Genomic DNA, 12,195 nt, shown 5'->3' on the forward strand with positions numbered 1-12,195 from the left:
CCGCCCCGGGTCGTGATCCCGGTGGTCCGTGCCCCGTCCCTTCTCCCGTGCACCCCGCCCCGTGCCCTTCCGTACGGTGCGGCCCGCACGTCATGGCGCGTTCCCACCGCCCGCCCAGGCGAAAGCCGCCCGGCGAAAGGAAGACGGGTCTTGACCGTCTACGCCACATCCGCCCCTGACGTACCGCCGCTCACGCCCCCGCCCGGCTGCCCGATGCACGCCGCGGCGACCGGCCCGGCCGACGCCTTCGACCTGGTCGACCCGCGCCTCTACAGCGACGGGGACCCGCATCCGCTCTGGCGCCACATGCGCTCGCTCGACACGCTGACCCGTCACGAGGTCGACGAGGACCGCTGGTTCTGGAACGTCGTCCGCTTCGACGACTCCGACCGCGTGCTGCGCGACACCGCGACCTTCACCTCCGAACGCGGCACCATGCTCGACCTGTTGGGCCAGGACGACCCGGCCAGCGGCAAGCAGCTCGCGGCCACCGACCCGCCGCGCCACACCGAGATGCAGGGCCGCCTCAAGAAGGCCCTGGCCATCAAGTCGGTCGACAAGCAGCGCGAGATGATCCGCGACCTGGTCGTGCCGCTCATCGAACCGCTCGGCGACGGCGGCACGTTCGACTTCGCCCAGGCCATGCTCGCGATGCCGATGTCGGTCACCGGCACGATGATGGGCCTGCCCACCGCGGACTGGGCCTGGCTCAACCGGCTCACCACCGTGTGCATCGCCGCCGACGACCCCGAGTACCAGGACCCGGGCGGCCGCGAGGCCACCCTGAAGGCCGCCCACCGCGACCTGTTCGCCTACTTCCAGGACCTCGTCCGCTTCCGCCGCAACAACCTGGGCGACGACCTGCTCAGCGTGCTGATCTCCACCGAGTTCGAGGGCCGGCACATGGCGTCCGACGAGATCGTCGCCAACTGCTACAGCCTGCTGCTCGGCGCGAACGTCACCACCCCGCACGCGCCGAACTTCGTCATGGCCGAGTTCATCGAGTCGGGCGTGCTCCAGGACTGGGCCGCCCACCCCGAGCTCGACGCCACCGGCCTGGAGGAGTCGCTGCGCTGGGCCTCCCCGGTCAACCACTTCCTGCGGTACGCCACCCGCGACGTGGAGATCCGCAACACCCGGATCAGGGCCGGGGACGCGGTCGTGGTCTGGCTGGGCTCCGCCAACCGCGACGACCGGGTCTTCGCGCGCGGCAGCGAGTTCGACATCCGGCGCAAGCCGAACAAGCACCTCGCGTTCGGCATCGGACCGCACTACTGCATCGGCCACAGCGTCGCCCGGGTCAGCCTCAAGACCCTCTTCCACGAGCTGTTCACCCGCTTCGAGGACTTCCGGCCGGCCGGCCGCCCCGAGCGGCTGCGGTCCAGCTTCGTCTCCGGCTACAAGCACATCCCCATCACCGCCCGCCCCGCGCGCGGCGGCAACGGGCGGGCGAGGGCGGCGGCATGACGACCCCGGTCAGGCCCCGCAGGGCCGCGGCCCCGGCCCCGCCGACCGGGACGCGGTGGCTGCGCCGCTTCCACACCGCGCCCGCCGGCGCCCCGCGCCTGCTCGTCTTCCCCCACGCGGGCGGCAACGCCTCGTACTTCTTCCCGTTCTCGGCCGCGCTGGCGGACCACGCCGACGTGCTCGTGGTGCAGTACCCGGGCCGCCAGGAGCGGTTCGGCGAGAGGTGCGTGGAGTCGCTGCACGAGCTGGCCGACCTGGTGACCGCCGAGCTGATCCGTACCCGGGAAGACCACCTGGACCGGCCGTTCGGCGTCTTCGGGCACAGCATGGGCGCCTCCCTCGCCTTCGAGGTGGCCTGCCGCCTCCGCGACGCCGGTTTCCCGCCCGCGTCCCTCACGGTCTCCGGCCGGCGCGCGCCCTCGATCCCCGCGCCGGGCGCGGTGCACCTCGCCGACGACGAGCTGCTCATCGCGGACATGAAGCTCCTCGGCGGCACGGACGAGCAGATGCTCGACCACCCGGAGCTGCTCGCCGCGATCCTGCCCGCCGTCCGCAGCGACTACGTGGCGACCGAGACGTACCGCTTCCGCGGCGCCACGCCGCTGGACTGCCCCGTCACGGCCCTGATCGGCGACGTCGACCCCCGGGTCGACGAGCCGCAGGCGCTGGCCTGGCGCACCCACACCACCGGTCCCTTCCGCCTGCGCGTTTATGCGGGCGGCCACTTCTACCTCCTTCCCCATCTGGACGCCGTCGTGTCCGAACTGCGCGCCGGCCTGCCGGCCGGCGGGACGGACACCCCGGACGTCACCCCCATCCGAAAGGACCCGTCATGAAGTACCGCGTCATCGGAAGCTCCCCCGAGACCCGCCGCGAGGTGTCCGTACTGAGCCTCGGCGCCATGACCTTCGGCACGATCGTCGACGAGGCCACCTCCTTCGCGATCCTCGACCGGTTCGTCGAGGCCGGAGGCACCTTCATCGACACCTCCAACAACTACGCGTTCTGGGTGAACGGCACCCAGGGCGGCGAGAGCGAGGAGCTGGTCGGCCGCTGGCTGAAGAGCCGGGGCGTCGGCGACGAGATCACCATCGCCACCAAGCTCGGCGCCCGCCCCAACCAGCCCACCACGGGCTTCAGCCGGGACGTGGAAGGCCTGTCCGCCAAGGTCATCCGCGAGTCCTCGGAGCGCAGCCGCGAGCGCCTCGGCATCGAGAAGATCCACCTGCTGTACGCGCACATCATGGACGAGAACACCCCGCTGGAGGAGACCGTCCAGGGCTTCGCCGACGTGGTCGCCGACGGTGTGGCCGGCCTCCTCGGCGCCAGCAACCACTGGGCCTGGCGCATCGAGCGCGCCCGCACCCTCGCCGCGGCGGCGGGCGTCCCCGGCTACGAGGTGCTCCAGCACCACCACAGCTACCTGCGCCAGCGCACCGACATCCCGAGCCTGCGCTCGCCCGACGGCAACCAGGGCCTGGTCAGCGGTGACCTGCTCAGCTACCTGCGCGACAACCCGGAGCTCACGCAGGTCTCGTACTCGCCGCTGATCTCGGGCGCGTACGTACGGGACGACAAGCCGCTCGGCCCCGGCTTCGAGCACGCCGGCACCGAGCCGCGCCTGAAGGCGGTCCGCGAGGTGGCGGCGGAGACCGGCGCCACCGTCAACCAGGTGGTGCTGTCCTGGCTGATGGGCGGCGACATCCCGGTCCTCCCCCTCGTCGGCGCCTCCTCGGTGGCCCAGCTGGACGAGAACCTGGGCGCGGTCGACCTCGAACTGACCCCGGAGCAGCGGGAGAAGCTCGACTCCGTGAACTGACGCCACGGGGCCCGGGGCACGCCGTTCCGACGGCGGGCCCCGGGCCCCGCGCCCTTGCCCACCCGGACGCCCCGGACGGGGGAGCGGCTGTGACCGGGATCACGCGCGCGCCCCGTGATGTTTCGGCGGTCGGATCCGCTGGGTCACCCGGCGGATTCCGCCACGCCGATGGGAAAGGTGGGCACCAGTGGACTGCGAGAGCCTGACGTTGTGCGCGGCCGGCATGGAGGGCTGTGCGGCGGAGTTCGTGGAACGGGTGGGGACGAGGGCGCGGCTGCCGCTGGACTACTCCGTGGGGAGCCTGCGCGTCGTCGACCGGCTCGTCGACGGGCTGCGGCTCGGCGGCGCCGGGCGGGAGGACATGGCCGGGGTGCTGCTCGGCCTCGGGGCCTACGTGGGCGAGGTGCTGGTGCGGAAGGCCGGGGCCGTGTGGGTGGACCTGCCGTCCGAGCACCTGCTGCGGGGCGTCTTCGGGCACTCCGTCGCGGTGCGGATGCCGGACGGACGGGTGTGGAACCCGCTCGGCCGGACCGTGAACCGCTTCGAGGCCGGGCCGAAGGAGTCCCTGCACACGTACTTCCTCACCCTGCACGGACGGCGGTCCGCCCGGTCGCGCCGTGATCTCCCCCGTATCCCGGACGGAGTGTCGGGAAAGGCCTGTTGAGGGTCTGACAGGATGGGCACCCTCCGGTTGTTCGACGAGAGCCGGAGTTCGTGGGTGTACGGGGTGTGAAGAGGGTCGGGTGGGCGAGGGAACGGGGCACGCGCCCGCCACGGCACACGGCCCGGACGCGGAGGCGGCGTCCGGCCCCGAGCGAGACGCCCGGCTCTCCGCCGCCGTCGAGCGGGCCCGCCGCGGGGACGAGGGCGCGTTCGCGGAGGCGTACCGGATCGTGCATCCCGGCCTCCTCGGCTACCTGCGGGGCATCGTCGGCGAGGACGCCGAGGACGTCGCCTCCGACGCGTGGCTGGAGATCGCCCGGGACCTCGGCCGGTTCCGCGGCGACGGCGCCGGCTTCCGCGGCTGGACCGCGACCATCGCCCGCCACCGGGCCCTCGACCACCTGCGGCGCGTACGGGCGCGACCCCGGCCCACCCGCTTCGAACAGGACCTCCTGGAGCTCCCGGCCGCCGGGGACGCGGCCGGCGAGGCGCTGGACGCGCTGTCGACCGAGCGGGCGCTCGCCCTCATCGCGGGTCTTCCGCGGGACCAGGCCGAGGCCGTGCTGCTCCGGGTCGTCGTCGGTCTCGACGGCCCGTCGGCCGCCCGGGTACTGGGCAAGCGTCCCGGTGCGGTACGGTCCGCCGCACATAGGGGATTGATGCGACTTGCGAAACAACTCAAGGGGAGGGGGAGGTGACGAATGCCTGACGAGCTGCGGCTGCCTGACGAGCTGCGGGACGGCGAGGCGGGGAGAGCGCTGCGGGCCGCGCTGAGCGGCGAGCGGGGCGTCGGGGACGACGGCGTCACCGGCGGCGGGACGGAGGGCGAGCGCGGTGCCCTCGCCGCCTTCCGGGCCGCCCGGGACGAGGGACTCCACGCCTCGCTGCCCACCCGCGACCGCGACGACTGGACCCCCGCCGTCGAGCGGCGGCGCCCCCGGCGCTCCCTGAAGGCGGCCGTGGCCGCGCTCGCCGCGAGCGTGACGCTCGGCGGCGTGGCCGTCGCCACCGGCGGGCTCCCCGGGCACGTGCTCGACACCCCGGCCCCCGGCCCCCGCCCCACCCCCTCCGCGTCCGGGCGGGCTTACGAGCCCACGGGCGCGGGCGCGGCGGCCGGCGGGGAGGACGGCGCCTCCCGCTCCGCGCCGCCGGACGCGACCGTCCCCCGGCGACCGGATGAGGACCTCCGGGAGCTTCCCGGAAACAGCCGTGACGCCCTCTGCCATGCCTTCGGCGAGAAGTCCGGCGAGAAGTCCAGGGAGAAGTCCGGGGAGAAGGAAGAGGGGAAGGCGTCGAAGTCCGTCGCCTGGCAGCGGCTCGTGGCCGCCGCCGGGGGCGAGGAGCTCGTCCCCGAGTACTGCGGGTACGCACCCGCCCCCGCCTCCACGCCGTCCGCCGGGTCCCACCCGGGCGAGGACGCCGGCCGGAACGCGTCCTCGGGCCGTTCCGGCAGGGGCCCCGGGCGGTCGCACGTCGACCGACCCTGACGGCGCCCCCGTACACCGGCCGGAGGCCGCCCCGCATGTCGGCTTGAGGTGCCCCGTATACCGGCTAGAGGTCGAACTCGTGGGGCGGCAGGTCGAGGGTGAAGCATGCCTCGCGGACCACCGCCTGCTCCGTCTTGTCGAAGTCGCCGTCGGCGCCGCCGATGACGATGCCGATCTGGACGACGGCGCGGGCCTCGGCCGGCTTCTTCTTCGCCTTGGCGATCTCCTGGAGCACGCTCACCTTGCCGAAGTCGAAGTCGGCGGTCAGCTTGTCCAGATTGGCGTCGAAGCGGCGCTGGAGGTCGAGCGCGTCGAAGTTCTGCAGCACCTCGTTGGTCGCGATGAGCTGGGCGACCCGGCGGCGCTCGGAGGGGTCGATCGTGCCGTCGGCGGCGGCGACCAGCGCGCACATGGCCATGCTCGCGTCGCGGAACGCGCCGCTCTTCAGGTCGTTCTTCTTCGCCACCAGCTGGGTCTGCATCGTCGATGCGGATTCCCTGATGCGGTCCCACAGAGCCATGGTCGAGTCCTCCAGACGTCGATTGTTTCTACGGACTTGTAGAACGTAGCAGCGGGGTCGGAGGTTCCCGGGATCCCGGAATCGCCGCGCCGAGGTGATCGGCCGTCAGAACCGAACGCGTCCGGGACCCTTGTGGACCCCGCGCCCATCAATAAAATGTCACACACCACACAAGGGAGTCCTTCATGGCCCACGCGCACGTCCCCGCGCCCCCCGCGCACCGCGCCCACCCCTGGCACGGGATCATGGTCGCCACCGCCCTCCCCTTCCGCAAGGACGGCTCCGTCGACCACGAGGCCTACGCGCGGCACGTGGCCCGGCTGATCGCCGAAGGCTGCGACGGCGTCGTCCCGAACGGCTCCCTCGGCGAGTACCAGACCCTCACCGACGACGAGCGCGCCCAGGTCGTCCGTACCGCCGTCGAGGCCGCCGGGGACGGGGCGCGGGTCATGCCCGGCGTCTCCGCGTACGGCAGCGCCGAGGCCCGCCGCTGGGCCGAGCAGGCCGCCGAGGCCGGCGCGGGCTCGGTCCTGCTCCTGCCGCCCAACGCCTACCGGGCCGACGAGCGTTCCGTACGCGCCCACTACGCCGAGGTCGCCGAGGCGGGGCTGCCCGTCGTGGCCTACAACAACCCGTACGACACCAAGGTCGACCTCACCCCCGACCTGCTCGCCCGCCTCCACGCCGACGGCAGCATCGTCGCCGTCAAGGAGTTCAGCGGCGACGTCCGCCGCGCCTACGAGCTCGCCGAACTCGCCCCCGGCCTCGACCTGCTCGTCGGCGCCGACGACGTCCTCCTGGAACTCGCCCTCGCCGGCGCGGTCGGCTGGATCGCCGGCTACCCCAACGCCCTCCCGCGCGCATGCGCCACGCTCTACCGCGCCGCCGTCGCCGGCGACCTCGCCGTCGCCCTGCCGCTGTACCGCTCGCTGCACCCGCTCCTGCGCTGGGACTCCAAGACCGAGTTCGTCCAGGCGATCAAGCTCTCCATGGACCTCGCCGGCCGCCCCGGAGGCGCCACCCGCCGGCCCCGCCTCCCGCTGACGCCCGCACAGGAGGCCGTCGTGCGCGCCGCCACGGAGAAGGCCCTCGCCGAGGGGCACGCGTAACCGGGCCTTCTCCGCGCCTTCTCCACCCACAGGGCCACGCGAAGCGCCCGACCCGTATGCGGCCCGTACGTCGATCCGCATGCCGCCGTACGCCGACCCGTACGCCGATCCGCTCGCACGCCGACCCGCCCGCACGCCGACCCGTCCGTCACCGACCCGCCCGAAGGGGACCCCATGCTCACCCGCCACGTCTACCACGCGGTGGACTCCCACACCGAAGGCATGCCGACCCGCGTCATCACCGGCGGCTTCGGGGTCATCCCCGGCGCCACGATGGCCGAGCGGCGGCTCCACTTCGCCGAGCACCTCGACCACGTCCGCACCCTCCTCATGTACGAGCCGCGCGGCCACGCGGCGATGAGCGGCGCGATCCTCCAGCCGTCCACCCGTCCCGACGCCGACTACGGCGTCCTCTACATCGAGGTGTCCGGCCTGCTGCCGATGTGCGGCCACGGCACCATCGGCGTCGCCACCGTCCTCGTCGAGACGGGCATGGTGCCGGTCGTCGAGCCCGTCACCACCGTCCGCCTCGACACCCCCGCCGGGCTCGTCAGCGTCGACGTCCGCGTCGAGGACGGCCGGGCCCGCTCCGTGACCCTCACCAACGTGCCCGCCTTCTCCGTCGGGCTCGACCTCAAGGCGGAGGTGCCCGGGTACGGCACGGTCACCTACGACCTCGCGTACGGCGGCAACTTCTACGCCTTCGTCGACCTCGACGCGCTGGGCCTGCCGTTCGACCGCGCCCACAAGGACGAGCTGCTCGCCGCCGGGCTCGCCGTCATGGACGCGGTCAACGCCGGCCCCGACCGGCCCGTCCACCCCGAGAACCCGGACATCGCCGGGGTCAAGCACGTCTATCTGGCCGCCCCCGGCTCCGACGCCACCCGCTCGCGCCACGCCATGGCCATCCACCCCGGCTGGTTCGACCGCTCCCCGTGCGGCACGGGCACCAGCGCCCGCCTGGCCCAGCTGCACGCCCGCGGACTGCTCGCCCCGCACACCGACTTCGTCAACGAGTCCTTCATCGGCACCGAGTTCACCGGGCGGATCGTCGGGGAGACGGAGGTGGGCGGGCTGCCGGCCGTCGTCCCGACCGTCACCGGCCGCGCCTGGATCACCGGCACGGCCCAGTACTTCCTCGACCCCGAGGACCCGTTCCCCGCCGGGTTCCTCCTCTGAGCGCCCGTACGGGGGCCGGGGTAACGTGACATTGTACGATGCTCCCCCGTGACTTCTCGGAGGACGCACGATGGGTGACCTGAAACAGTACGGTCTCGTCAGAGCGCAGGAACGGCTCCGCGACCAGGTCGGCCACGCCCTTCGCGCCGCCCTGATCGCCGGGGAACTGCGCCCCGGCCAGGTCTACTCGGCCCCCGGGCTCGCGAGCGACCTCGGCGTCTCCGCGACCCCGGTCCGCGAGGCCATGCTCGACCTGGCCCGGGAGGGCCTGGTCGAGCCCGTACGGAACAAGGGTTTCCGTATCACCGAGGTCAGCGAGCGGGACCTCGACCAGTTCACCGAGCTGCGCACCCTCATCGAGGTGCCCACCATCGGCCGGGTCACCCGCAAGGCCACCCGGGAGCAGCTGGAGGAGCTGCGCCCGGTCGCCGAGGAGATCGTCTCGCGCGCCCGCGAGCACGACCTCATCGGCTACCTGGAGGCGGACCGCCGCTTCCACCTCGCGCTGCTCGCCCTCTCCGGGAACGACCGGCTCGTCGACACCGTCGGCGAACTGCGCAAGCGCTCCCGGCTCTACGGCCTGACCGGCCTCGACGAGGCCGGCAAGCTGGTCTCCTCCGCCGAGGAGCACGTCGAACTCCTCGACCTGATGATCGCCGGCGACGCCCCCGGTGCCGAGGCCTGCATGCGCCGCCACCTCGGCCATGTGCGCTCCCTGTGGGCCGACCCCGACGCGGGCGACGAACCGGCCTGATCCGCGAGAGGCCTACGACCCCTCCGGCGGGACGATCTCCTGCTGGAGGGTCTTTCCCGGGAGTTCGCCGACGGCGTTCACTCCCATGCGGACGGCATGCATCCCGCCGTCCGCATGCACGATCTCCCCGGTGACGGCGGCCGCCAGGTCCGAGAGCAGGAACAGGACGGGGCCGACGAGCCGGGCCGGATCGGCACGGCTCCAGCCGAGCGGCGCCTCCTGCTCCCAGCGGTCGGCGATCCGGTCGAAGGTGCTGACCGACCGCCCGGCCACCGTCTCGACCGGACCGGCGGCGACGAGGTTGACGCGGATGCCGGAGTGCCCCAGATAGAGCGCGAGGTAGCGGCAGACCGCGCCCAGCGTGGCCTTCCCGACCCCCAGCCAGTCGTAGCCCGGCCAGGCCCCCGACGAGTCGAAGTCGAGCCCGACGACGCTGCCCCTGGCCGCCCCGGCGCCCCCGCCCTCGCGCAGCAGCGGGGCGAGCGCGGTGGTCAGCGAATGCAGCGAGAACGCCGTCGTGCGCAGGGCGAGGGCCGCGCTCTCGGCGGGGGTGGAGAGGAAGTTGCCGCCGAGCGCGGACGGCGGGGCGGCGGCGATCGCGTGCACGACGCCGTCGACCGCGCCCCAGCGCCGCTCCAGCTCCTTCGTGAGCGCGGCGAGGTCCTCGGGACGCGTCACGTCGAGCTCCAGGACGTCCGCCGGGAACGGCAGGCCGGAGGCCGCCGCCTCCGTGATCCGCCGGGTCCGCCCGAAGCCCGTGAGCAGGACCTCCGCCCCCGCCTCCTGGAGCGCCCGCGCGGTGTGCCAGGCGATCGAGTCGTCGTTGAGGACACCGGTCACCAGATAGCGGCGCCCCGAGAGGCCGAGCAGGTCGGGGACGCCGTGAGGGTCGCGGGACGCGCGCATCGGGACCGCCCTTCCGTGGATCGCTCCGGTCGAACGCTAGTCGCGGCCGAGTCGTCCATCAATGAGACCGGGAACCCGGAATGGCCTGTTTCGCCGTGCTGTTCACGGCGTACGGGGCGGCCGGACCCCGGATGGGCTGCGGCGCGTCGGACCACACGCGGGGAGATCGTCCCGCCAAGGCCCGGAACGGGGCCGAAACCGACCCCGCGAACGGCACCGAAGAGTGTCAGCTCGGCCGCGCACGGCGGGAATCGGAAGGCCTGGACACCCCCTTGCATATCTATATGCTGACCCCATGCATCCTGTCGCCTCCGTGCTCACGAACGCCGCCCCCTCCCTCACCTCCGTGCCCGCGCCGGCCACCGCCTCCCGGCTGGGCAACGTCGCTTCGTCGCCGGTACGGGAGATCCTGGCGCTCACGGCACGACCCGAGGTGATCTCGTTCGCCGGAGGCCTCCCCGCCCCCGAGCTGTTCGACACCGCGGGGATACGCGCGGCGTACGACCGGGTCCTGACGGAGAACCCGCAGGCGGCCCTCCAGTACTCGACCACCGAGGGCGACCCCGAGCTGCGCGCCGCCGTCGCCGCCCGCCTCACCGCGCGCGAACTGCCCACGGACGCCGACGACCTGCTCATCACCACCGGCTCGCAGCAGGCCCTCACGCTCCTCACCACCGCCCTCGTCGAACCGGGCGACGTCGTCCTCGTCGAGGACCCCTGCTACCTCGCCGCCCTCCAGACCTTCGGCTTCGCGGGCGCCCGCGTCGTCCCCGTGCCCACCGACGACCAGGGCATCGTCCCCGAGGCGCTGGAGGAGATCGCGGTCCGCGAGAGGGCCACCCTCCTCTACCTCGTCCCCACCTTCCAGAACCCCACGGGCCGCACCCTCCCCGCCGAGCGCCGCCACGCCGTCGCCGAGGCCGCCGCGCGGCACGGGTTCTGGATCGTCGAGGACGACCCGTACGGCGAACTCCGCTACGAGGGCGAGCGCGTGCGGCCCATCGCCGCCGACCCCGCGGCGGCCGACCGCACCGTCCTGATCAGCTCCTTCTCCAAGGTGATGGCCCCCGGCCTCCGGCTCGGCTTCCTGCGCGCCCCCGCCGAGGTGCGCCACGCCTGCGTGATCGCCAAGCAGGCCGCCGACCTGCACACCTCGACCATCGACCAGGCCGCCGCCGCCCGTTACCTGCGCGACAGCGACCTCGACGCGCACGTCGCGACGATGCGCGCCGTCTACCGGGAGCGCCGGGACGCGATGCTCGAAGGCCTGCCGGGCGCGCTGCCCGAGGGCAGCCGGTGGAACAGGCCGGAGGGCGGCATGTTCATCTGGGTGACCCTCCCCGCCGGCCACGACGCGACGGCCCTCCTGAGGACCGCCGTCGCCCACGAGGTGGCGTACGTGCCGGGAGCGCCGTTCTTCTGCGGCGAGCCGGACCCGGGCGCGATGCGCCTGTCGTTCACGACGCACTCGGCCGACGAGATCCGGGAGGGGCTGCGGAGGCTGGCGAAGACCTTCGTCTGAGGTCGGCCGTAGGCTGGTCCATCGGCTGACGTCGGCCGCGCACCGATCTCCACCTGGGGCATCAGCTCGTGTCGTTGTTGGGCCGAACGGGTGAGGAGCGGGAGGATGGGGCCATGAGTAGGTACGAGAGGTACGACGTCACCGACGAGCAGTGGGAGGGCCTCGCCCAGGTCGTGCCCCTGCGCGGCCGTGACGAATGGCCGTCCAGGGTCGACCACCGCACGATCCCCGAGCAGTACGAATCCGCCGAGCAGCGCCGCATGGTGGTGCTCCGCGTACAGGTCTTCGCCGACGCCCGCGAGGTCGCCGAGTACCTCATCGCCCAGATCCCGGTGCTCCTCGATCTGACGAGCGCCGACACCGAGGTCGCCAAGCGGATCCTCGACTTCAGCAGCGGCGTGGTCTTCGGCCTCGGCAGCGGGATGCACCGCGTCGACCGGAACGTCTTCCTCCTGGCCCCGGCCGGCACGGAGGTCGAGGGTGCGGAGGGCGAGGGCGAGGAGGATGTCGTGGGCGGCAGGGCCGCCGGCGTCCCTCGATCGTAGGAAGGTCATCTCGCCGTAACGGTTCGCCAGGGAATGGTCTGCGTACGGTCCGGGCATGGACCTCACCGGCGGCTCCGCGCTCGCCCGCACGTCAGACGCATGCACCTCCGACGTCGTACCTTCCCCCGTTCCGTCCCCGGTTCCTTCCTCGGTTCCGTCCCCCGTTCCGTCTTCGGTTCCTTCCTCGGTTCCGTCCCCCGTTCCGTCTTCGGTTCCTTCCTCGG

General features: G+C 73.1%; 13 protein-coding genes. 11 read left to right on the forward strand and 2 right to left on the reverse strand.

Features of this window, described 5'->3' with window-relative positions; all coding sequences use genetic code 11:
- Positions 1-150: 150 nt before the first annotated feature.
- The 6 genes from ACH4TP_RS33265 (at position 151) to ACH4TP_RS33290 (ending at position 5,436) form a co-directional block, all read left to right on the forward strand.
- A complete protein-coding gene (locus ACH4TP_RS33265; protein ID WP_389226665.1) occupies positions 151-1,467 on the forward strand; it encodes a cytochrome P450 in 1,317 nt (438 codons plus the stop codon).
- Positions 1,464-2,303 carry a thioesterase II family protein gene (locus ACH4TP_RS33270; RefSeq protein ID WP_398185884.1) on the forward strand — a complete coding sequence of 280 codons (840 nt, stop codon included), beginning with the start codon at positions 1,464-1,466 and terminating at the stop codon, positions 2,301-2,303. The genes ACH4TP_RS33265 and ACH4TP_RS33270 overlap by 4 nt, the downstream gene beginning before the upstream one ends.
- On the forward strand, positions 2,300-3,286 hold the full coding sequence (locus ACH4TP_RS33275; RefSeq protein ID WP_389226671.1) for an aldo/keto reductase: 987 nt from the start codon (positions 2,300-2,302) through the stop codon (positions 3,284-3,286). The genes ACH4TP_RS33270 and ACH4TP_RS33275 overlap by 4 nt, the downstream gene beginning before the upstream one ends.
- A 187-nt stretch (positions 3,287-3,473) precedes the next feature.
- Entirely contained in the window at positions 3,474-3,950 is a 477-nt protein-coding gene (locus tag ACH4TP_RS33280; RefSeq protein ID WP_389226674.1) for a hypothetical protein, read from the forward strand.
- Positions 3,951-4,029: 79 nt separating this feature from the next.
- Positions 4,030-4,647 (forward strand): RNA polymerase sigma factor, encoded by a 618-nt coding sequence (locus ACH4TP_RS33285; protein WP_398185881.1) that lies wholly within the window; start codon positions 4,030-4,032, stop codon positions 4,645-4,647.
- Positions 4,648-4,650: 3 nt separating this feature from the next.
- Positions 4,651-5,436, forward strand: coding sequence for a hypothetical protein (locus tag ACH4TP_RS33290; RefSeq protein ID WP_398440051.1), 786 nt, complete (start codon positions 4,651-4,653; stop codon positions 5,434-5,436).
- Between the two features lie 64 nt (positions 5,437-5,500).
- Here the strand turns inward: ACH4TP_RS33290 and ACH4TP_RS33295 are convergent, their stop codons facing one another.
- Positions 5,501-5,956, reverse strand: a complete 456-nt coding sequence (locus ACH4TP_RS33295) for a tellurite resistance TerB family protein (RefSeq protein WP_383151580.1) — start codon at positions 5,954-5,956, stop codon at positions 5,501-5,503.
- Positions 5,957-6,141: 185 nt separating this feature from the next.
- Between ACH4TP_RS33295 and ACH4TP_RS33300 the strand changes: the two genes are divergently transcribed.
- From ACH4TP_RS33300 to ACH4TP_RS33310, 3 genes are all read left to right on the forward strand, one after another.
- On the forward strand, positions 6,142-7,065 hold the full coding sequence (locus ACH4TP_RS33300) for a dihydrodipicolinate synthase family protein (RefSeq protein WP_389226680.1): 924 nt from the start codon (positions 6,142-6,144) through the stop codon (positions 7,063-7,065).
- Between the two features lie 174 nt (positions 7,066-7,239).
- A complete protein-coding gene (locus ACH4TP_RS33305; RefSeq protein WP_398440052.1) occupies positions 7,240-8,244 on the forward strand; it encodes a proline racemase family protein in 1,005 nt (334 codons plus the stop codon).
- 70 nt (positions 8,245-8,314) lie between these two features.
- Positions 8,315-8,998: a GntR family transcriptional regulator gene (locus ACH4TP_RS33310; RefSeq protein ID WP_389226686.1), complete on the forward strand. Its 684-nt coding sequence runs from the start codon at positions 8,315-8,317 to the stop codon at positions 8,996-8,998.
- A 12-nt stretch (positions 8,999-9,010) separates the two neighbouring features.
- Here ACH4TP_RS33310 and fabI read toward each other — a convergent pair whose 3' ends face one another.
- Positions 9,011-9,904, reverse strand: coding sequence for an enoyl-ACP reductase FabI (gene fabI / locus ACH4TP_RS33315; protein WP_398185871.1), 894 nt, complete (start codon positions 9,902-9,904; stop codon positions 9,011-9,013).
- Between the two features lie 295 nt (positions 9,905-10,199).
- Between fabI and ACH4TP_RS33320 the strand changes: the two genes are divergently transcribed.
- Both ACH4TP_RS33320 and sepF read left to right on the forward strand, forming a co-directional pair.
- Positions 10,200-11,426: a PLP-dependent aminotransferase family protein gene (locus tag ACH4TP_RS33320; protein WP_398185868.1), complete on the forward strand. Its 1,227-nt coding sequence runs from the start codon at positions 10,200-10,202 to the stop codon at positions 11,424-11,426.
- A gap of 113 nt (positions 11,427-11,539) precedes the next feature.
- Entirely contained in the window at positions 11,540-11,971 is a 432-nt protein-coding gene (gene sepF, locus ACH4TP_RS33325; RefSeq protein ID WP_389226695.1) for a cell division protein SepF, read from the forward strand.
- Positions 11,972-12,195 lie beyond the last annotated feature (224 nt).

This window comes from Streptomyces sp. NPDC021012 (assembly GCF_044333355.1).
GTDB lineage: Bacteria > Actinomycetota > Actinomycetes > Streptomycetales > Streptomycetaceae > Streptomyces.

Bases quoted from the DNA above. Each gene is read 5' to 3' on its own strand.
- ACH4TP_RS33270 (WP_398185884.1), top strand. From the start codon at position 1,464: ATGACGACCCCGGTCAGGCCCCGCAGGGCCGCGGCCCCGGCCCCGCCG.
- ACH4TP_RS33275 (WP_389226671.1), top strand. From the start codon at position 2,300: ATGAAGTACCGCGTCATCGGAAGCTCCCCCGAGACCCGCCGCGAGGTG.
- ACH4TP_RS33290 (WP_398440051.1), top strand. From the start codon at position 4,651: ATGCCTGACGAGCTGCGGCTGCCTGACGAGCTGCGGGACGGCGAGGCG.
- ACH4TP_RS33295 (WP_383151580.1), bottom strand. From the start codon at position 5,956: ATGGCTCTGTGGGACCGCATCAGGGAATCCGCATCGACGATGCAGACC.
- ACH4TP_RS33300 (WP_389226680.1), top strand. From the start codon at position 6,142: ATGGCCCACGCGCACGTCCCCGCGCCCCCCGCGCACCGCGCCCACCCC.
- ACH4TP_RS33305 (WP_398440052.1), top strand. From the start codon at position 7,240: ATGCTCACCCGCCACGTCTACCACGCGGTGGACTCCCACACCGAAGGC.
- ACH4TP_RS33310 (WP_389226686.1), top strand. From the start codon at position 8,315: ATGGGTGACCTGAAACAGTACGGTCTCGTCAGAGCGCAGGAACGGCTC.
- fabI (WP_398185871.1), bottom strand. From the start codon at position 9,904: ATGCGCGCGTCCCGCGACCCTCACGGCGTCCCCGACCTGCTCGGCCTC.
- ACH4TP_RS33320 (WP_398185868.1), top strand. From the start codon at position 10,200: ATGCATCCTGTCGCCTCCGTGCTCACGAACGCCGCCCCCTCCCTCACC.
- sepF (WP_389226695.1), top strand. From the start codon at position 11,540: ATGAGTAGGTACGAGAGGTACGACGTCACCGACGAGCAGTGGGAGGGC.